Genomic DNA, 19,915 nt, shown 5'->3' on the forward strand with positions numbered 1-19,915 from the left:
GAGACGTTGGCCAGCTGGAGTATAACGTTCATGACAAAACTGTTATAAGCTTGATCTTAGGTCAGGAACCCTGCCATTGGCGAGGTATCGTGTCGGAGGATTCGGAATGAGTGAAGCGGGATGGAAACGAACTAAATTCCGGTCGGTGATTCTTCGAGTTCAGGGTTCCAAATTCCTCCCTGATCGAATGAGGCGTGCGCTCCTGAACTACGCTGGGGCGCAAATACATCCGACGGCTACCGTTCGTCATTCCTGCTGGCTTGCATCTGCTGACATCGTGATGGGGCGGAATGCGATGCTAAACAATTTCGCGTATTATGATGGCGGTGCCCGATTGACGCTCGAAGACGGTGCACGGGTTGCGGCATACAGCATCTTTACGACCAGTTCCCACCCGCATAGCGGCAATCCAGAGCGCCGATCGTCGCCCAGTATCATCGTTGCCCCAATCACCGTAAAAACCGGCACTTGGATTATGGCACGTGTGACGGTGAACCCCGGCGTGACGATCGCTTCAGGTTGCATGATTGGGGCAGGGTGCGTGGTGACCGAAGACACCGAACCGAACGGTCTTTACGTCAACGCTGCCGGGCCGAGCGGTACCGTAAGAGCCCGCCGGATTAGAGAGCTGGGAAACGGTCAGGGTGACGAGTCAAAGTTCGGAGAGGGTGTTATTGATATCGCGCCGAGCTTGGCCAAGCGCCGGCACAACATCGACCCAGCTAATCACGCCTGACTAAGCGCCTGCCGCGCGGCCACAGCGAGCTCCCGAAATGCAGCCTGCCATGTCGCTCCAGCTTCGCTCCACGGTATTGGATCCTCGATCCGCGCGATCCGGCTATCCCATAGCTTCTCCGCAAGGTGCTCGTTCACGGCTTCAATGTCGTTGCTGGTGCATAGAAGGCAACGGCTCATCGGGGCCTCACCATGTCAGGGTGCGGATGGGGCTCGTCGACGTTCCATACGCCGACGCGCGAATAGGGGGAGCCGACGAGATCTGGCTGGAGGATCACCGTCTCGCTTTCCGGCTCGCCCATGATCCGGAGGACCAGATCTTCGGTCACGTCCTTCCGGGTCTGCTCGACGACCACGCCGAGCGCGCGCTTCTCGTATGGCTCGAGCACGGTCAACGCGACCCAGACCTGCGTCCGCAGCTGCTCGCGGGTGAGCAGCCTCACGGTTGGTCGGCCCATAGGTCCCGGATGCCGAGCGCGCGTTCGGTCAGGCCGAAATAGTCCGCGAGGCGGCGATGCTCGTCGGGGCGAAGCGCGCGGGGAATGCCCTCGACGACGTACCGCCGCAGGTAGTGGGGCGGCCGATCGAGCATGCGGGACAGCGCCGCGTAGCTGTCCCGGCTGCCGTCGATCACCGCTGCCAGCGCCTCGCGCGGATCGGGCGTGCCGTTGCGATGCTTCGCGGTGCCGGCGATCACGACGCCAGCCACGCGCTTTCCGCGTCCTCCAGCGCCTCCCAGTCGTCGCCGCTGGCGCGTTGCGCCTGCATCCACTTGCGGGCGTCCTCATAGGTGCCGCTCCTCGGGAACGTGCGATCCTGCGCCGCGCTGTTCGCGAGCTGGCCGACGAACCCGCCGCGCTCGCGCTGCTTCATCAGCCATTTGCCGAACGGCTCCCGCTCGACGTCGTCGTGATCACAGGCCGTGGCCATGGTCATATCCTCCTGAGACTCGCGTCATCAGTTAGATAGATGTTCTAGGTCTGTTCTCCAAGCCGTGAACGCCAGATCGGGCGCGTGCGATGCACCCGCACCCGTAACCCATTGATCTACAATGATCTGGTTTCGGGGTCTAAAGCGGCAACCGCCGTTGAAAACAAACGACTTTCCGGCTCCACGGCTAAAGCGTGGGGTGGCGGGAGTTAAGGGTAATGCCGCGGTCTCTTCATGGCCATGCGAAAACTTTCCTCAGTGGCGCGCGTCGTGTTGTCGAACGAATGTCGGCAACCAAGATAATCTGAGCGCCATTTCTGGATGCAACGATAAGATTAGTCTTATCCCCCGCCAGCGGGAGTGCCGTTATGCTACCGTGTGCTGTCTTATATATATAGCATCTTCTGCAATCTGACCGAACCTCGTTGAGGGTTTGTCGAACCTCAAATGCGCCTGCAATGTCGCCAGCGGCAATGCCAAGCACTAGGAGAGCGGTGGTCGCGCTAAAGATAAATAGCGTGTTTCCCATTCGGCTCGCGCGCCTCATCATCGCATTTGACAGACGAATCGCTTTAGAGCCGCCTATGGCGTGGCTTAGCTTCCAAATCTTGCCAATTAAAAAATCTAAAGCAGCAATCCAAATTGCCGTGAGGATAAGGAGGGCTACCAACGAGCGATAACCACGAACCATGGTGGCTTGGATCGACTCTTCAAGCATCGACGGTGATAATCCGAATGCGTTAAATACGATCGATCGTTGAGACCAGCCAGCCAAGTATGCAGCGGCTGCGCCAATTACTAGAAGAGAAGCAGACATCGCCGTCGCAGCTTTAAACGCTGGATGCTCAAGCGCTCCCGGTACATGAAACATGGTCGCTGATGACGATTTGTCGCTTGAATCGGTAGGTCTAGCTGGAAAAGATGGAAGCGAGGGGCCGTTTGTCATGCCTGAACGTGGCACACTCAAACCTCTGGTTAAAGCCCGCACGGGGCCGCCCTCGGAACTGCGGGAGGGCGACTCAGCGCAATGCTAAGGCTATCCCGTGCCCCTTATTGGGTTCGGGAATAGTGCGGGACTCGCGGGTCCCGTCGTTTCCCTGTTGGTCCGTTCGGGTCCGCAAAACCGCCGCTTGATCGGCCGAAAAATGGCGGTATTACGCGGGTCTCCCGAGAGGGGGCGATTAGCTCAGTTGGTAGAGCGTCTCGTTTACACCGAGACAATCCTTACCACGGGAAAGAAAGCCAGCGGCTGAATCCGCTCGGCACCCGCGTTAGGTTCTTTGGATCTTGGCAGTTGGATATAGCCACCTCCGAGTCCTTTGTCGCCCGGCGGAACAGCGTTGCACCTTTGCCGGCCACCTCGACGTAAGTCCACTCGTCATCAGCTGAGATATGTCCGCAAGCGCGACGTTCGTTAAGCGTCATATCGCGACTTACAACTTCGGCTTCTAGCGGTTTTGAGAGACCGAATTTCTTAGTAGCAGCTTCCGCTTTTGCCGCGAATGCCTGCTGCTCGGGAGTCAATTTGTGACAACCCGCGAGGAGAACAGGGAGAATGAGCAGATGGTAAGACTTTGCCATGACACCTTTGACGATGAATTGGAGCGAGCATGTGGGCAGCTACGCCTTTGCCTTAGCGTTGTCACCAAAGCCCTAAGATCTCGTTCGTTCCTAGTGCCCACTCCACCGGCCATTGCAGCGTAGATCGATTCCCCCGCACGGATAAGTCATTGATTTACAATGATCCGAAATGGCGGGTGAAAGCGGCAACCGCCATTGAAAACGTACGACTTTTCGGCTCCACGGCTAAGGAGCGGCCGATCAACGCCAATTTTTTTCAAGATTAAGTGCCAGGGTGGGTTGCTGCACCGACGATGAATACGATCTTGCTTGCGGCGAGATGAAGCGCGAAGGCGGCAACGTAGGCTGGTAGCTCTTTCGGTTCAGAGCCTTGCCCGTGCGCTGCGTCATTATCGCGTATTTTCGGCAGTCCAGACTGAAGTGTCGCCAGCAACTGATCGAATGAGGCATCTAGATAATCCGGCCACAGACCGTGAGCCCTACCAACCTTTACTAGGTCAGAGATTCTGGAGCCCTTTTTATACGACCACCCTTTTTTGTCAAAAATCGCTTTAAATGTGCTCTCAAATGCATTTGCTGCCATCGCTACTGCCTGGCGGTAGTCTCCATCCCTATAGTGTCGGTGTGCTTCACGAAACTCATTGGATGGCCCTTCGAAGCCGGCCTTTGACAATAAGGCAAGTGCGGGCTTGACGACCTCTGCATGTATAAATTGGCTATCAACTCGTACAAGTCGCGCATCCTCAATTTGGAAACCTAGTTTTGCTCGACGTAATCGATAGTTGATCTCCTCGATCAGTTTCTCACCCTGATCTACCAGTCCCCATGCATAACGGTGATTGTGGCTATCTGGCTGTCCGACGATATTGATGCCAACCGCGATTAGCTCCAGCATATCAAGCCAATCTGCTACCGAGCACGTCTCCATGAAGCTAAGGAAGCGGAGTCGAGCATCTTCGCGCCGATTTAAACTATGCATGCCCTTTTCTCGTAAAAATATCCCTTCGAGTTCATCCCACCATTCGTTGCTTTGGCTCATCATATATCCAGACGAGCTACTTCCCAAACCGATACCCTCTGTCGCAATCTGCGCAACTTGGATTCGCAGAGGGCCTGGCACTTCATCATACTGGTAAACGTCGGTTACACCCGCGTTGGCAGCTTCTTCTTCGCGCTGCGAGAATAGGTTCCAGATAGCCATTTCTACTCCTGAAAGTCTGCCGCGGTTTGGAAGCCACTTGGCTTGCTGCAGGCGCTTGGTTCGTTCTTTAAATGGCGTCGGCTGGCATTTCGATGCGAATCGTGCGCCAAGTGAACGGTTGTGTCGATTTAAGCGAAAGTGAGATCGCGCTCGACGGTTCGCTTTTATGGCTAAGCGGTGGCTTGTACGACCTGTAGGGTGGACGACAGCCGATGGTGCCGATACCGTGCAGGCATGGACCGCGTAGACTATCAATCCCTGCTAATTCAAGACCTGATCGCGTCGAATACCGATCGGACACTTGACCTAAATCCATGGTACCAGCGGAGGTCCGTGTGGTCTACGCCGCAAAAAGCTTACCTAATCAACAGCATATTAGAGCAGAAGCCAGTTCCAAGCTTGTACATCAGGCACCAAATTGACATCGAAAATGAACGCAGCGTCAAGGAAGTGGTGGATGGTCAGCAGCGCATTCGAACAATCATTTCATATCGACTCGATGAATTTGCAGCAAAGCATCCGAGTCACCCTAGGAAAGTTTTATATTCCGAACTCGCAAGGGGTGAGAAGGAGGCATTTCTAGCAACCGCGGTTTCTGTTGGCTATCTCATTGGAGCTGATGACCGCGATGTCATTGAAATATTTGGTCGAATAAATTCTATCTCGAAGACGTTGAATCCGCAAGAAAAGAGAAATGCGCAATACAGCGGCGAATTTAAGCAGTTCAGTTTGCAGCAGGCGGCAGCGCGTGTGCCGTTCTGGCGTGCAACGTCAATCTTCTCGGCCAGTGACATCTCTAGGATGGTTGAAGTTCAATTTATATCCGATCTTGCAATCAACATGATTGAAGGGCTTCAGGATTATTCTGCGCCGAAGATAGACCGCTACTACAAATTGTATGATGCTGAATTTGAGGCTGCTCTTGACCTCACTTCGCGGATGGAGCGAATTTTTCAGTTGCTGGCAGAAATGCAGTCAGAGCTATTCAGGGACACTGTTTTTAGTCAGTATCAGGTTGCCTTCAGCTTGATGATCGTGCTCGACAGCCTACGTGATAATATGCCGAATAGGGATCGCCTAGCGGCAGCAATGCGTGCGATTGACGCGCAGGCGGTTGCTGCTCGTGCAGCGGGCGAACTGATGGGTATGGAGCTTCAGCTAGTGGAGGCGTTCACCGGCGGTAATCTTCATCGTCTCGCGGCGCGACGCAAACGTGATGAGGTCATCCGTGCTGCGCTTCGATAGATGGCCGGCTGGCCTGCCGATTACGCCACATTTCGAAGCGAAACCGACCGGCTCTTAGCTCTGTTAGGTTCTACCGGGACGTTGGCACCGGCTCACCAAAAGGTGATCGCTGAGGTGGTTTTGCTCCGCCTGGCCATACTGATCGAAAATGGAACGAAGGTCGCTTTCTGTCGGATCGCCTGCGGCTCTACGTACCTTGACGGTTCTGCGCCGCTGCTAGTGAGCGGTCCCTACGCAAGCAGTCCAGCCGCCGTTTCAGCGATGCGACTACTAAATCGACCAAGGCCAAGAAGTTTGCCTTGGAACGATGGTGCCGAAGTAAGGGAGAATGTTAGGCACATCGTAGACGGGGCTGACCCATGCTATCAAACTATGATCAATTTCGCGGCTTTTTTGACGGAGGTTCGATATATTCGGAATCACATTGCCCACAAAAATGACGGCACTCGTCGAAATTATAAGAAGGTGACGAGCCGGTACTATGGTGCAAATGTTCGAGGGGTTACATGTGGAACGCTCCTGCTATCTTCTCGAGTATCGGTGCCACCTCTCGTTGAAAAGCTAATTCGACAGGCGCGCGTCTACATGCGGGTGCTGACAAAAGGTTGAACATTAAAGCTGACCATTAGCGATTGAAGTTAGCCTATTGCTGCTAGGCGTGCGACGGTCAGCGTCCTTCAATGTTGACAAGGTTCGGCGTGGTAGCGAGCGTTATACGCCGGTGGCCACTGCGAAGGTTCATACCTTGGCCCTCAGGAATGTACGCTTATGGCGTGTTCCCTTCACTCGCTCCGCTCCCCCTCGTGCAAACCGGCTCCAGCCCAGTAGGGGGGGGCAATGTCCGCTGTGAGCGCGAGCAGACAGGCCGCTTTCGGCCGTCGCGTCGAGAGGCTCCAGCGTCCACTGTGAACAACAATCCGGACAAATATCTATTTGACGCGATGATCGATCGTTTCACCCGCTCCGGGGTCAGTAGGCGTTTCGGTCGGCCAGTATCTGGTCGGTGAGCTGCGGCATGATCTCGTAGAATATGCCTGCGACTTGTGTCGCAATCTCGCTCTTCAGAAGCGGCATCGCCTTGGCGAGTGTCTGCGAAAGCTGCAGCGTGAAGGCGGCGTCGATCTCGTCGCGAGAGTGCGTCGCAACCGTCACGTCATCATGATAAAAACCTACCTGCTTCGATCGATCCAGCTCGATCGCAGCGACGCGTTCGAAAAATCGTCGCTCGTCCGAATCTATGAACGCGGCCGCCAGCTCAACCATCATCACCGGCTGGCTGACTTCACCCGCGAAGAACCTTCGGTAGAAGGGTAGCACTTTCTCGGCGATTAGCAGGCACGCGACCGCCATCTGCTTCTGAATATGAGCTGCTCGCTTTTGCCTCGTAGTGGTTACGCCGAGCTGCTTCCAACGGACCTGGACGGCCTTACCAAGTTCCTCCAAGGCGAGGACGTTTAGCGCAAATGCGCGCGGATACCGTTCCGCCTCTACCAGCAGGAGCGCGTCATCGATCAGGCCGCCACAGTTCTCAATAATCGGCTCTATCTCTTTCAGATCGTCGTCTGTCATCGATTAAGCCCAGTTATAGATAACATGGCAAAGATATCCTCCGCCGTGGTTATATTTTTATGGCCGGATACCATAGCCATCTTACCCCCACTAATCGAGCCTATACCTGCGGCGAATGTCCGCTATTGGGCGTTCTCAGACTATCTCGTTTTCCAAGGCGGATAGCAGGCTTGCAAGCTGTCGCCTCCGCGATGGTGCATAAGCTGGGTCTTTTGCACGAATGTCGTCGTCATCGGCCCAGTAACTTAGGCCGTGCCACGCGTTGCGTTCCGCACCGCGCAGACGAGCTGGCGTGGTGATCGCCGCATCAAGCTCCTCATTCGTCACATCGCCGCCGTCGACGACGTGCCGCAAGGCCGCGAGCAGGAATGTGCGTGCCTCTGTCACGACGGCAAACTGCTACATCCATGCTCCGCCTGCAATGTCTGCTTCTAGGCGAAAGCGGACCGGCCGCTTTCGGCGCGTGCCGCGTGCGTCGCCAATGACCGGAATTGGGAGGAAAGCGGAACGGCGGCTTTGAGGAAGGGCGGTGGCAACAGCCGACATTGCGAGGCTGCTCTTTTCCCGAAAAGGATGGTTGATCCGCAAAGCGTGACCTTTAAGACCGAGCGATGCCTATGCTCGCCAGCGCTCTCACATTCGTCATCTCTGCTTCGCTAGCGGCTGTTCCGGCTCCGGTTACCGCCGCCAAAGCCGCCGCGCACGCGACACTTGCGCAGGCATCCGCAAGCTTGGCTGGCAAGCGGCAATGCTCCGCATTCACGTGGCTGGCGAACGACAAGGGCTCGCCACGCGGCGGCATCAGCGTACCCGTTCGCATCAATGGCCGGACGCTCCCCATGCAGCTCGACACCGGAGCCAACGTCACCATCCTCTACGGTGCTTTCCCGGTTACGGCAGGATGGACGGTGAAAGGGAGCGAGACGTTCCGAGCCAAGACGTTCGAGGTATCCGGGGCGAGCGTCGACCGCTCCGAGGTCTATCTCAACCCCGCCATGGAGGAGGATGCAAGCCTGCGCGGGACGCTTGGGCTGCCGGCGCTGATGGGCCGGATCGCCGTCATTGATTACCCACGGCAGCGCTTCTGTCTGTTTGCCGAGGCCGACCTGCCGGAACCGCTGCAAAGGGCGACGTTCGTCCGCGCCATGCTCCGCAACGCCAAGTTCCATGTGCCCATAAGAACCGGCGCGTTCACGAGCGACACGATCGTGTTCGACACCGGATCGAGCGAGATGCCGCTGCACGTTGATATCGCTGCATGGAAGCGCATTACAGGGCGGGCGACGACAGCCGCGGCCCCTTCTGCAATTCAGGGAACGGCCTGGGGTAAGCCTTTCACGCTCGCCGGCGCACCTGCCGCAGCACCCGTAATGCTCGGTGACATACCGCTCGGGACCGTCACTGTCTTCACGAACCCTGATGCCCCGGAAAGCTTCGCCGACTGGCCTGTTCCAACCGATGGAGTGCTCGGCAACGCCCCTCTATGGGACGGGATCGTGATCCTTGATCTGACCGCACGTGTTCGGTTCGGCGTGATCCGGTGACATCCGGTAAGGCTGGCGACCAGCGGCCTTGGTGGAAGCCAACGACGTTGACGTGCGTGATGATCGCGCTGAGCTGCTGGTGCGTCGTTCTGGGCTGGATCGGATTGCACCGTCAAGTCACAAGCAGCGATCTCGCCGGGAACGGCATGGCGACTGGTTTCATTCATGGCTATGCAGAAGCTGGCTTGCAGCTGACGGCTTTTTTGGCAGGCCTCTACTTGCTAAGTCGCTGGAAGCCGGTCCGTTACATCTGCATCACGATGATCGCGCTTCTCAGCCTTGCGATGATCTTGCTCGTACGCTAGCCCGAAAACGAACGTAGTGCTGGAAACCTCCCCATCGATCAGGCTGACGGCGTACGCTGTCCGATATCGCCGCTTGGCGACAGGAAATCGGGCATGGCCGTGCTGAACGAATGACGGCTTTCGGCAGTGCGACTTGGTCACTTGGGCGACCGCAATTGGGCGAAAGCGGACGTGGCGGCTTTAGACGCGGGCCTTCAGGAATGTACGCTTATGGCGTGTTCCCTTCACCCGCTCCATCAGCCTTTCCTTGCCGCGGCCCGGTCCTTCTTATCGAAGGGTCGTTCCTCATCCGTGATGCTGCTCAATAGGCCATGGTTGGAAAAGGGGGCGTAAGAGCGCGTAAGCCTACGATGTTCCTCGATCATCTCAGCTCGCTTGGGAGCGTCAGATCGGGGCGTTTCGTCCGCAGGCGCTTGGTAAAGGAGCCATATCCGGGATAGAGATAGCTCCAATACACTCTGCGCCCGTCACCGGCTTGAACAAACCAGAAGCTCGTGATTGTTGCGCCGACCGTGCCGATCTCTTCCCAACGGATCGAAGCCCTACTGAGGCCGAGAGCAGGACCAAAGAGTCGAGACGGACCGTGAACTCCAGCTTCGTCCCAACTCAGATCATGCCGGTGTGTCAGCGACAGCGTCATGAAAAAGGCCAGCATAAACCCGACGATGGCGCACGTTGCGCCTATGGCTGGGTCGCCGGAACAGGTCTTCCCGACGCCAAGTGCGAGCAATGCGATGCCAATCATGGTCACGATCAGCGCACTGGCCTTACCGGGAGAGATGGTGCCGCTGTATCCCGACACGCGGTACGGAGGTCGGCGATGGTTTACGAAAGACCAGCTCACGGCGATTAGTCCGACGATCGCCATGATTATCAACGAACGCACGTGCAAGCTCCGGCCGAACTACCGGCAAGCTGAACGACCCGCCGCTTTGAGGCAAGCGACGCTGGCCCTGCTACGACCAAAAATTGGCAGTCGCGGCTGCGCTGCTGCCCAGCGCGCCTTCGGGATGGTACGTTATGGCCTGTCCCTTTTAATTGGCCCATTCCTAGAGCGAATGGGGCCGTGCCTTTACCCGATTTGCTGGATCGACGAAGGCGAAGCCTGTATCGACCAGCATATGGCTGCTTCTTCGAGGTTCGTTGCACCGTCTCCACTTACCCTCGTGGCCGTGGTTGCGGCGATCGTCGGCATCTCCCTCAGCATCCACGTGGTGATGCTTCAGGTTCTCTGGGTGCCATATCCCGATACCTCTCGCATAGGCCGGCTCGGCCTGTTCTACCCCCTGGCGCAATCGCTCGGCCTCGTCGCGCTGGCGGCGGCTCTTCTACCGTGGCTTCGTCGCTTTCATCCCGCCGCACGCGGCCCGATCGTCGGTTTGCTGTTCGCGACCATGAACGGCGTCCTCCGGAACGCACTGATGGCAGGCTTTGCAACGACAGACTTCCGCGGATCCGTGGGCGGGTTCGTACAGCAAGGGCTGTTCGACCTGCTGCTTGGGACGCTCGCCTTCGCTGTTGTCCTGCTGGTACGCAGCACGGCGGTTCGGCTGGCCGCCGCGGTGATACTGGCAGGCGTGGGGACGTTCTGGCTCAACCCCGCGCTGGCATCGCTTCTAGGACCATTGTTGGCCTGGTCGGCGAGGCACGTTCGTCCCGACGTCTACGTCGTCCCGTACGGTGCCAATATCCTGGTGCCAAGCTATCTGTTGTTTGCCGAGACGGTCATCGCGTGTCTCCTTGCACGTTACGTCATAACGTTGCGGCCTGCCGCCTGGGATCCTCACGGGCTTTTCCGCTATGTCGGATTGGTGCTGCTGGTACGAGGTGTCTGGGTGATGATGTTCGTCTGGGGGCCGATCATCGGCATGCTCAGCGTCAGCCAGTTCTTCTTTCAGGACCTCGTCATGGTATTGCTGATCCAATTGGCATGGCGGCGTCTTGGTGGGCATTCCGCATCGGATGCACATCACTAGACAGTGCAGCTTCCGCGGCGGCTATCGCCCGTGTCGCCAGCTGCCGCTCCTACCGCCTTCCACCCCGCGCCGCGCGCGCCTACATAGCCGCCGTGGTCCGTGGCGGCGTCGGTGGCACCGGCGTCCTCGCGACCGTTCGTCCTGCCGCGCGGCGGGGCATCACGCCTGACGAAAGCGGAACGTTATGACCGATACCTACGATACGCGCCTCGGCCTCTTCATCGACGGCGAATGGATCACGTCCGGTCGCGAGACGCAGGCGGTGCTCGATCCAGCGAACGGCCGGACGCTGGGCGAGGTGCCGCTGGCGACGCCGGCCGATCTCGACCGGGCGCTGGCGGCGGCGGATCGCGGCTTCAAGACGTGGCGGGCGACCGCGCCGCAGGAGCGCGCGGCGGTGCTGTCGCGGACCGCGGCGCTGGTGCGCGAGCGCGCCGACCTGCTCGCGCGGCTGGCGACGCTGGAGGAGGGCAAGCCCTATACCGAGGCCAAGGGCGAGGTGATGGCGACCGCGGCGCTGCTCGACTTCCACGCCGGCGAGGCGGTGCGCATCTATGGCCGCGTGCTGCCGCGGCCGACGGGTACGCGCTCGCTGGTGCTGCATCAGCCGGTCGGGCCCGTGGCGGCATTCTGCGCGTGGAATTTCCCGGTGATGAACCCGGTGCGCAAGCTGTCGCCGGCGATCGCCGCGGGCTGTTCGGTGATCCTCAAGCCGAGCGAGGAGACGCCGGGCGCGGCGGTCGAGATCCTGCGCTGCTTCCAGGATGCGGGGCTGCCGGACGGGGTCGCGCAACTGGTGTTCGGCGTGCCCGACGCGGTATCGCGGCAGCTGCTCGCCTCGCCGGTGACGCGCAAGCTCAGCTTCACCGGCTCGGTGCCGGTCGGCAAGCATCTGCTCAAGCTGGCGGCGGAGACGGTAATGAAGTCGACGATGGAGCTGGGCGGCCACGGCCCGGTGCTGGTGTTCGACGATTGCGATCTGGAGCGCACCCTCGACACGTTGGTGGCGCACAAATTCCGCAACGCCGGCCAGGTCTGCGTCGCGCCGACCCGCTTCCACGTCCAGCAGGGCATCTACGAGCGTTTCGCGAAGGGCTTCGCCGAGCGCACCGCGGCGATCAAGGTCGGCAACGGGCTGGAGAAAGGCACGCAGATGGGGCCGATGGCCAATCCGCGCCGGCCGGAGGCGATCGCGGGGATCATCGAGAATGCGGTCGGCGCGGGGGCGCGGCTGCTGACCGGCGGCGTGCCGGGCGAGGGCGATGGCTTCTTCTTCGCGCCGACCGTGCTCGCCGACGTGCCGCTCGCCGCCAGTGCGATGAACGAGGAGCCGTTCGGTCCGATCGCGCTGATCGGATCGTTCGCCAGCGCCGACGATGCGATCGCCGAGGCGAACCGCCTGCCTTACGGTCTCGGCGCCTATTGCTTCACCGAGAACGGTCGCTTGCAGAATCGGCTGGGTGACGAGATCGAGGCGGGGATGGTCGCGATCAACACCGTGCGGCTGAGCTGGGGCGATGCGCCGTTCGGTGGGGTCAAGGACAGCGGCTTCGGATCGGAGGACGGCCCCGAGGGGATCGCGGCGCATCTGATCACCAAGGCGGTGCATATCGCGTGACGAGGGCCGGGGCTCGCGTGACGGGCCCCGGTTCCGGACTTATCTTTCGCCGAGATCGACCGCACAGGCGGAGGCGATGAGCACCGCGGCAAGCGGCAGGATGACGGTGAGCGCAGGGATGAACGCGGCGGGAAGATCGGCCATGTCCCGCAATACGTCCGTGGGCTTAATGGTCCGTTACTGACGTAAATTTATCTTGGGCTCGCGGGCGTTTAGAAGAAGCGGACGAGCATCAGCAGCAGGCCGAGCATGGCGGCGACCCAGGCGAGGCTGCGGACATAGGGAATGCCGAGCAGGTAGAGCGGGATGTAGACGATGCGGGCGATCAGCCAAAGGATCGCACCGGCCGCACCGAACCCGCCGGTCTGCCCGGTGATCGCGAGGCCGAGCGCCAGCGCGACGAAGGCGGGATAGGTTTCCTGATAATTCGACAGCGCACGTGCGGCGCGGCCGGCGAGGGGGCCGAGCGGCTTTTCGTCGGCGCCGTCGCGCGGGCCGGCGTTCCAGGCGAGACCGCGGTCGCGGGTCGCCGTCTGCCCCTGCAGCATGATGTGGACGACGAGCAGGATGACGGACACGCCGAGGACGGTGAGTTCGGTCGGCATGGGGCGGCTCCGCGATGGTGTGGGACGATAACGGTGGAGCGGGGTGGAAGGTCCGCGGGGGACGGGAGGATGGCTGCATCCCCCCGTCATGCCGGTCACCGCGAGAGCAGCGCGGCGATCTCGTAGAAGGTGGCGCCGATCAGGCCGGCGGCGGGGAGGGTGACGACCCAGGCGACGACGATGCGGCTCGCGATGTTCCAGCGCACCGCGGACAGCCGCCGTGCCGAGCCGACGCCGACGATCGCGCCGGTGATGGTGTGCGTCGAGGAGACCGGGATGCCGCCAACGGTCGCCATGAACAGTGTGATCGCGCCGCCGGTCTCGGCGCAGAAGCCCTGCGCGGGGGTGAGGCGGGTGATCTTCGATCCCATCGTGTGGACGATCTTCCAGCCGCCCGACATCGTGCCCAGCGCCATCGCCGCCTGACAGGAGAGCACGACCCAGAAGGGGACGTGGAAGCCGCCCTGGAGCAGCCCCTGCGAATAGAGCAGGACGGTGATGATCCCCATCGTCTTCTGCGCGTCGTTGGCGCCGTGGCCGAGGCTGTAGAGCGCGGCGGAGACCAACTGGAGCTTGCGATAGCGTTTGTCGACGCCCATCGGCGTCAGCCGCAGCGAACTCCACGCGACGACGAGCACCAGCAACAAAGCGAGGATCATGCCGACTGTCGGCGACAGGAAGATCGCGCCGACGGTCTTGCCGACGCCCGCCCAGACGACGCCGTCGAAGCCGGCCTTGCTGATCCCGGCGCCGAGCAGGCCGCCGATCAGCGCATGGCTGGAGCTCGACGGGATGCCGTAGCGCCAGGTGATGACGTTCCAGACGATCGCACCCATCAGCGCGCCGAAGATCACCTGCGGATCGATCACCGTGGCGCTGACGATGCCCTTGCCGACGGTCTGCGCGACATTGTGGTCGAAGACCGCGAAGGCGATGAAGTTGAAAAAGGCGGCCCAGATCACCGCATGATGCGGCTTGAGCACGCGCGTCGAGACCACCGTCGCGATCGAATTGGCGGCATCGTGCAGGCCGTTCAGGAAGTCGAACAGCAAGGCGACGCCGATCAGCGCGACGAGCAGCGTGAAGGAGATCGTCATGGCCTAGGCGTGGTCGATGACGAGACCCTGGATCTCGTTGGCGATGTCCTCGAACCGGTCGGCGATGCGTTCCAGATGGCTGTAGATCTCGCGCTCGACGATGAAGCGCATCGGCTGATCGTTGCCGCAGGATTTGAACAAGGCATGCAGCCCCTTGGCATGATGATCGTCGACCTGCCCCTCGAGCTGCACCAGCCGTGCGGTGAGATCGTGGAGACGGCCGGCATTGGCGTCGAGCTTGCGCAGCAGCGGAATCGCCTCTGCGGTGACGCGCGCCGCCTCGACGATGAGGTCGACCATCGCGCGCATGTCGTCGGCGAAGGTCTTCACCTCGTAGAGCGCGATGGTGGTCGCGGTCTGGTTCATCTGGTCGATCGAATCGTCCATGACGCCGATCAGGTCGGTGATCGCCGACCGGTCGAACGGGGTGACGAAGACGCGGCGGACATCCTGCAGCACGTCGCGGGTGATATCGTCCGCCTCATGCTCGCGGTCGACGATCTCGGCGATATGGACCGCGATCGCACCGTCGCCGCTGAACAGCTTCTGCAAGGCGTCGGCACCGGCGACCAGCGTGGCGGCATGCGCCTCGAACTGATCGAAGAACCGACCTTGCTTCGGCATCAGCGCCTGGAACCAGGCTACCATAAGAAACCTTTCGTAGAGGGCGGGGGGCGCATGGGGCGGGACGCCCCGCCACGCAAGCCGAAACTGGGTAATGCATCATCCCGGGACGGCGACGCGCGACCGCGATGCGGACCCGCTCCGGACGAACGGCAGGAGATCGGGCGATGCATGACGCTATCTTAGCACGGCCTGCGCAAAAGACGACACGGATGGGTGGTTAAGCGCGCGCAGACGAACTCAGGCGATGACGATGCGGTCCTTGCCGGCGCGCTTGGCGCTGTAGAGGGCGGCGTCGGCGGCGCGCATCGTCGCGGCGACGTCGTCACCGAGCATCGCGATCCCGGCGGAAAAGGTGAGGCGACCGATGCCGTCGCCCGAATTCTGGTCGATCAGGCTGCGCGCGCCGAGTTTGCCGCGCACCCGGTCGAGCGCCGCAAAAGCATGATCGGGGCGGCAATCCTCGAACAGGCAGGCGAATTCCTCGCCGCCGTGGCGTGCGACGAGCACCTTGGCACCGAGCCCGGCGGTCAGCTTGCGCGCGACGAGCTTGAGCACGCGGTCGCCGGTCTCGTGACCGTGGCGGTCGTTGATCGCCTTGAAGTCGTCGACGTCGCAGAGCGCGATGCAATGGTCCGACCCCGGCTGGCGCGACGCGACCAGCGCGACGAGCCGGCGGTCGTAGCAGCGGCGATTGGGCAGGCCGGTGAGATGATCCTCGTCCGCCGCGCGTCGCGCCTCCTGCAGATTGCGACGCAGGCGGTTGGTTTCGCGATGCGTCTCGCGCAGCTGGTCGGCGAGCTGGCGGGTGCGGGCGATGGACTCGTTGGTGAGCGCGAGCAGGCGTTTGATCGTGCCGTCGGCGTCGCCGTCGCGATCGGCGCCGACCGCCGCGGCTTCGGCGATGAGGGCGCTTTCATAGTCGGAGGCGGCCGCCTGCCCCTGGCGGAAGGCGGTTTCCGATTCCGCCAGCCGCGCGGCGAGCGCGTCGGCCAGTTCGGCGATGCGCTCGGGATGCAGCGGGCCGAGCAGCTCGCGGACCACCGGCCGGGCGAGGAAGGCGGCGTCGAGGCGGCCGTGTTCGCGGATATGATCGTCGACCGCGCGGGTCAGCGCGATGTCTTCCCCGAGGATGTAGCAGCGGGCGACGTGGAAGTGATCCACCGTCGGCGCGAAATCGTGCGCGTCGAGGAAGGCGCCGATGCGGGCGAACGTCTCGCGCGCCGCGGCGCGCCGGACGCTGGTCACCAGCGGTTCCGCCACCGGCGGGGCTGCGGGCGCGGCGGCGGTGGCGGCGGCGGGACCGTTGCCCCACCATGCCGTCAGCCGCGCCCATCGCGAACCATGTGCCGCCACGATCGCCATCAGCGGCGACGGCTTTGGCGCATCGCTTTGTAATACCAAGTTAAAATCATTGCAGGCGTTCCGCGATGGCCGATGTCGCGTCCGTCCTAGCAAATGGCCGTAAAGTTTTCCTTAGATTTCGGCATCTCGTCGATAGCAACGTCCCGCAGTGATCGTCAGACTTCTGCGATGGGTGCCGTCATGATCGCGCGGAGACCGGGCGCATTGTCGCCGAATTCGATGATGCCGGACAGGCGCTGGACCATGGCATCCATCATCCGGCTGCCGAACCCTTCGCCGTCGCCCTTGCCGCGGCCGTCGTCGGCGACGATCAGCCGCAGCTTGCCGCCATGCTGTTCGAGCGCGATCACCACCGGGCCGGCGGCGCCGCCATAGGCATATTTGGTGGCGTTGATGACCAGCTCGGTGAGGATCAGCCCGATGTTGACCGCGCGATCGGTGGGCACCAGCACCGGCGCGAGATCGAGCTTGATGTGCCGGCCCCATTCCGCACCCAGCGAGACACGCATGTCGGCGATCAGCTCTTCGATGTAGCGCGACAGGTCGACGCTCTCGACCTGATCGTCGCGGTACAACCGGCGATGGACCAGCGCCACCGCGGCGAGGCGCGCCTGCGCTTCCGCCAGATGATCGGCGACGACGGTGCTGTTGGCGGTCTTGGCTTGCAGGCGGAGGAAGGAGGCGACCAGTTGCAGGCTGTTCTGCACGCGATGGTTGACCTCCTTCATCAGGACGTCCTTCTGTGCGAGCAGCGCGTCCTTCTCCGCCAAGGCGCGATGATATTCGCGGTTGAGGATGCGGACCTGAAGGTGCTGGCGCGCTTCGTGGAAGCGACGGCGCAGGCGATGGCCCGCCTCGATCTGTTCGAGCGTCCAACGCTGCGAGCGGCCGCTCACCGTCTCGGTATAGACGGCGAAGGAGGCACGCGGGGTCAGCATCGCGCCGGGCTCGACCGCGACCGACTTGTGCGGATTGCCCGCCCATTCGATCGTCTCGATCGTCTCGGCGCGCAGCCAGAGCAGGATCGCATCCTCCTCGTGCAGCGGTACCGCGAGCAGGCCGCTCGCCGTCTGCTCGTGCCCGCGCGCGATCGGCAACAGCGCGCCGAGCTCGTGCGTCGCGATCGGCTCGCCGCCGCGTTCGCGCACCCAGCGGGCGATACCGACCAGCACGTCATCGTCGGGGCAGCGGCCGAATCGTTCGACCTGATCGCCGGCGATCATCGCGAAGCCGTCGGCATGGAGCATCGCGCACAATTCGTCCTTCACCGCGACGATCGCGGCGCGCAGCGGCTCTTCGCTGTTCAGTCGCGGCACGACCGAATCCTCGGCGACGCGCAGCGCAAGCCGCTCGCGATAGGCCGCAGCCTCTTCCTTGGCGCGGATCTGGCGGGCGAGGCCGCTGGCGAGCGTCGCACCGGTGCTGCGTACATCGGGCGGCAAGCGGCGCGGGCCGTTGTGATGGCAGGCGACGAGGCCCCACAGCAGGCCGTCCTTGACGATCGAAATCGACGCCGACGCCTCGACTCCCATATTGCGTAGATATTGCAGATGGACCGGCGAGACGTGGCGCACCGCGATGTCGCTGAGATCGAGCTGCGCGAAGCCGGCCGGGCGCAGCGGCGCCGGATCATAGTCGATCGTCGGGATCACCCGCGTCCGGTTGCGGACGTAGAGCGCGCGTGCCTGGCGGGGAATGTCCGACGCGGGGAAGCGATGGTTGCGGAAGGTCTCCAGCGCCGGGTCGCGATCCTCCGCCACGACCTGTCCCGCGTCGTCGTCGAGAAAGCGGTAGATCATGACCCGGTCGAAGCCGGTCAGGCGGCGGAAGGCGCTGGCCGCGCGATCGTAGAGCGTCTGCAGATCGGCGGCGCGCTCGAAGCTCCCGGCGACCGCGTCGAGCCAGCCGAGCGTCGTCGCCACCGAGGTCGGCTCGTCGGCGACGGGTTCGAGCTCGACGAGCAGATGCGTACCGGTGCGGTGCAGCGTGGCGACAAAGCGCTCGCCGATCCCCTCGACCGGGAGCTGGCCGACCGTGTCGAGGCCGCCGGGCAGATGATCGAGCAGCGGCGCGACGTCCTGCCCGAGCAGGTCGGACAATCGGCGTCCCTGCCAGTCCGCGGCCAGCCGCGCCTCGATCGCGCCGGCGCCGGCGAGCACCTGATGCTCGCCACCTGCCGCGGCGACGAGCAACAGGCCATGGGGCTGGATAGCACCGGGGATGTGGATCGGTTCGCGATCGCAGACCGTGAGGTCCAGGGTCGGGTCGGTCTCGAGAGGAATCGCCATTGTCACCGTTGTAACTCGTCAGTCCGACATGATCCGACCCATGGCGCATTACAAATTAACGTGTGTTGATACAAATCAATACGATAGTGCCTGAGCGCCGAACTTGTGCCGGAACGACGATCGGGATTAGCAGCCTTCGGGCGGCAGCAGCGTTCGGGCACCATGATCAGATTATTCCACGTCAGCGACGTTCATTTCGGTGCCGAAGATCCCGACGCGATCGCCTGGTTCGGCGAACGCGTCGCGGCCGAGCGGCCCGATGCGGTGATCATGACCGGCGATCTTACGATGCGCGCGACGCGTGGCGAATTCCAGCGTGGCGGCGACTGGCTGCGCAGCCTGGGCGTCCCGGTGACCTTGGAGGTCGGCAACCACGACATACCCTATTATTGGGACCCGTTCCGCCGGCTACTGGCCCCGTATCAGCGTTATGCCGCGGTGGAGAAGATGATCGAGCGCGAGCTCGATTTGCCGGGGGTGACGATCGTGCCGCTCAAGACGACGGCGCGGGCGCAATGGCGCTGGAACTGGTCGAAGGGGCGGGTGAGCGCCGGCTCGCTGCGCAAGGCGCTGGCGATGATCGCTGCGGCGCCCAAGGATCGGCTGATCTTCGTCGCCGCGCATCATCCGCTGATCGAAGGGGGCACCAAGGGGACGGCGAGCACCCGGCATGGCGACAGCGCGTTGACCGCGCTTGCCGAGGCGGGCGCGGACGCGGTGATGTCGGGCCACGTCCACGATCCGTTCGACGTACCCGTCGAGCGCGCCGGCCGGACGATCCGGATGATCGGCGCGGGCACGCTGTCGAAGCGGGTGCGCAATTCGCCGCCCGCCTTCAACGAGATCCGCATCCGCAACGGCGCTTTCGAGACGATCGCGCGGACGATGCCCGGCGATACGGCGTCGGCAGGCGAGACGGTGCGTGTCACCGACGTCGCGAAAGACCCCGCGAGGGCCTGAACGCCGCCTGCCGGTGGCAGGCGCGCCGCTTAGTTGAGGACGCTCATCGTGCCCCAGGAATCCTGCCACAGCGGATTGCTGCCGCAGGGGTCGCGCGCGACCATCAGCGCCTCTTCGATGCGGATGGCGGCGAGGTCCAGACCCAGCGCATCGGCGATCTGGCATGCCTGGCTCAGCAGGGCTTCCAACGTTTCGAGAGGCTGCGACTGCGAGGTCATATCAGGGGCACCGTATCCGTGATCCGCGGCGGATGATCAGCACCGCCTTCATTA

At 62.0% G+C, this 19,915-nt stretch carries 20 protein-coding genes, 1 tRNA gene and 1 pseudogene; 8 read left to right on the plus strand and 14 right to left on the minus strand.

Annotated elements, in window-relative coordinates; genetic code table 11:
• The first annotated feature begins 106 nt into the window (after positions 1-106).
• Positions 107-736 (plus strand): acyltransferase, encoded by a 630-nt coding sequence (locus FFS23_RS09095; protein WP_137898364.1) that lies wholly within the window; start codon positions 107-109, stop codon positions 734-736.
• A 175-nt stretch (positions 737-911) separates the two neighbouring features.
• Here FFS23_RS09095 and FFS23_RS09100 read toward each other — a convergent pair whose 3' ends face one another.
• From FFS23_RS09100 to FFS23_RS09115, 4 genes are all read right to left on the minus strand, one after another.
• Positions 912-1,178: a hypothetical protein gene (locus FFS23_RS09100; RefSeq protein ID WP_137898365.1), complete on the minus strand. Its 267-nt coding sequence runs from the start codon at positions 1,176-1,178 to the stop codon at positions 912-914.
• A complete protein-coding gene (locus FFS23_RS09105; protein WP_137898366.1) occupies positions 1,175-1,444 on the minus strand; it encodes a hypothetical protein in 270 nt (89 codons plus the stop codon). The genes FFS23_RS09100 and FFS23_RS09105 overlap by 4 nt, the downstream gene beginning before the upstream one ends.
• Positions 1,429-1,665 (minus strand): YozE family protein, encoded by a 237-nt coding sequence (locus tag FFS23_RS09110; protein WP_137898367.1) that lies wholly within the window; start codon positions 1,663-1,665, stop codon positions 1,429-1,431. Before FFS23_RS09110 ends, FFS23_RS09105 begins: the two co-directional genes overlap by 16 nt.
• Before the next feature lie 232 nt (positions 1,666-1,897).
• A complete protein-coding gene (locus FFS23_RS09115; protein ID WP_137898368.1) occupies positions 1,898-2,536 on the minus strand; it encodes a hypothetical protein in 639 nt (212 codons plus the stop codon).
• Positions 2,537-2,840: 304 nt separating this feature from the next.
• Between FFS23_RS09115 and FFS23_RS20075 the strand changes: the two genes are divergently transcribed.
• Positions 2,841-2,994: transfer RNA gene (locus tag FFS23_RS20075), tRNA-Val, on the plus strand.
• Positions 2,995-3,508: 514 nt separating this feature from the next.
• On the opposite strand, the gene FFS23_RS09125 is transcribed toward FFS23_RS20075, so the two are convergent.
• Positions 3,509-4,447 carry an abortive infection family protein gene (locus tag FFS23_RS09125; RefSeq protein WP_137898370.1) on the minus strand — a complete coding sequence of 313 codons (939 nt, stop codon included), beginning with the start codon at positions 4,445-4,447 and terminating at the stop codon, positions 3,509-3,511.
• 234 nt (positions 4,448-4,681) lie between these two features.
• On the opposite strand from FFS23_RS09125, the gene FFS23_RS09130 reads away from it, so the two are divergent.
• Entirely contained in the window at positions 4,682-5,692 is a 1,011-nt protein-coding gene (locus FFS23_RS09130) for a DUF262 domain-containing protein (protein WP_137898371.1), read from the plus strand.
• Between the two features lie 969 nt (positions 5,693-6,661).
• Here FFS23_RS09130 and FFS23_RS09135 read toward each other — a convergent pair.
• Together FFS23_RS09135 and FFS23_RS09140 are read right to left on the minus strand one after the other, a co-directional pair.
• Positions 6,662-7,261, minus strand: coding sequence for an AbiV family abortive infection protein (locus FFS23_RS09135; RefSeq protein ID WP_137898372.1), 600 nt, complete (start codon positions 7,259-7,261; stop codon positions 6,662-6,664).
• A 135-nt stretch (positions 7,262-7,396) separates the two neighbouring features.
• Positions 7,397-7,648, minus strand: coding sequence for a hypothetical protein (locus FFS23_RS09140; RefSeq protein WP_137898373.1), 252 nt, complete (start codon positions 7,646-7,648; stop codon positions 7,397-7,399).
• A 224-nt stretch (positions 7,649-7,872) separates the two neighbouring features.
• Here FFS23_RS09140 and FFS23_RS09145 point away from each other — a divergent pair, with 224 nt between their 5' ends.
• Both FFS23_RS09145 and FFS23_RS09150 read left to right on the plus strand, forming a co-directional pair.
• Positions 7,873-8,805 (plus strand): pepsin/retropepsin-like aspartic protease family protein, encoded by a 933-nt coding sequence (locus tag FFS23_RS09145; protein ID WP_137898374.1) that lies wholly within the window; start codon positions 7,873-7,875, stop codon positions 8,803-8,805.
• Positions 8,806-8,861: 56 nt separating this feature from the next.
• On the plus strand, positions 8,862-9,110 hold the full coding sequence (locus FFS23_RS09150; protein ID WP_137898375.1) for a hypothetical protein: 249 nt from the start codon (positions 8,862-8,864) through the stop codon (positions 9,108-9,110).
• 361 nt (positions 9,111-9,471) lie between these two features.
• Here the strand turns inward: FFS23_RS09150 and FFS23_RS09155 are convergent, their stop codons facing one another.
• A complete protein-coding gene (locus tag FFS23_RS09155; RefSeq protein ID WP_137898376.1) occupies positions 9,472-9,861 on the minus strand; it encodes a hypothetical protein in 390 nt (129 codons plus the stop codon).
• On the opposite strand from FFS23_RS09155, the gene FFS23_RS09160 reads away from it, so the two are divergent.
• Both FFS23_RS09160 and FFS23_RS09165 read left to right on the plus strand, forming a co-directional pair.
• Entirely contained in the window at positions 9,854-11,086 is a 1,233-nt protein-coding gene (locus FFS23_RS09160; protein ID WP_137898377.1) for a hypothetical protein, read from the plus strand. The two genes, FFS23_RS09155 and FFS23_RS09160, sit on opposite strands and share 8 nt — an antisense overlap.
• Positions 11,087-11,270: 184 nt before the next feature.
• The gene (locus FFS23_RS09165) at positions 11,271-12,704 is read left to right on the plus strand and encodes an NAD-dependent succinate-semialdehyde dehydrogenase (RefSeq protein WP_137898378.1); all 1,434 of its coding nucleotides are present in this window, start codon (positions 11,271-11,273) and stop codon (positions 12,702-12,704) included.
• Between the two features lie 212 nt (positions 12,705-12,916).
• Here FFS23_RS09165 and FFS23_RS09170 read toward each other — a convergent pair whose 3' ends face one another.
• The 5 genes and pseudogenes from FFS23_RS09170 to FFS23_RS09190 form a co-directional block, all read right to left on the minus strand.
• Positions 12,917-13,309 (minus strand): MAPEG family protein, encoded by a 393-nt coding sequence (locus FFS23_RS09170; protein ID WP_137898379.1) that lies wholly within the window; start codon positions 13,307-13,309, stop codon positions 12,917-12,919.
• A gap of 95 nt (positions 13,310-13,404) precedes the next feature.
• Positions 13,405-14,406 (minus strand): inorganic phosphate transporter, encoded by a 1,002-nt coding sequence (locus tag FFS23_RS09175; protein WP_038660785.1) that lies wholly within the window; start codon positions 14,404-14,406, stop codon positions 13,405-13,407.
• A 3-nt stretch (positions 14,407-14,409) separates the two neighbouring features.
• Positions 14,410-15,066, minus strand: a pseudogene (locus FFS23_RS09180) (DUF47 domain-containing protein); the annotation flags it as partial.
• 204 nt (positions 15,067-15,270) lie between these two features.
• Positions 15,271-16,434 carry a GGDEF domain-containing protein gene (locus tag FFS23_RS09185; protein WP_137898380.1) on the minus strand — a complete coding sequence of 388 codons (1,164 nt, stop codon included), beginning with the start codon at positions 16,432-16,434 and terminating at the stop codon, positions 15,271-15,273.
• Positions 16,435-16,550: 116 nt separating this feature from the next.
• Complete coding sequence (locus FFS23_RS09190; protein ID WP_038660780.1) at positions 16,551-18,683, minus strand: histidine kinase dimerization/phosphoacceptor domain -containing protein; 2,133 nt, start codon at positions 18,681-18,683, stop codon at positions 16,551-16,553.
• A 162-nt stretch (positions 18,684-18,845) separates the two neighbouring features.
• Here FFS23_RS09190 and FFS23_RS09195 point away from each other — a divergent pair, with 162 nt between their 5' ends.
• Complete coding sequence (locus FFS23_RS09195; protein WP_137898381.1) at positions 18,846-19,643, plus strand: metallophosphoesterase family protein; 798 nt, start codon at positions 18,846-18,848, stop codon at positions 19,641-19,643.
• A 29-nt stretch (positions 19,644-19,672) separates the two neighbouring features.
• On the opposite strand, the gene FFS23_RS09200 is transcribed toward FFS23_RS09195, so the two are convergent.
• Entirely contained in the window at positions 19,673-19,861 is a 189-nt protein-coding gene (locus FFS23_RS09200) for a hypothetical protein (RefSeq protein ID WP_038660778.1), read from the minus strand.
• Between the last annotated feature and the right edge of the window lie 54 nt (positions 19,862-19,915).

The sequence above is a fragment of the Sphingomonas sp. 2SG genome, assembly GCF_005503285.1.
In the GTDB taxonomy this organism is placed as follows: Bacteria; Pseudomonadota; Alphaproteobacteria; order Sphingomonadales; family Sphingomonadaceae; genus Sphingomonas; species Sphingomonas taxi.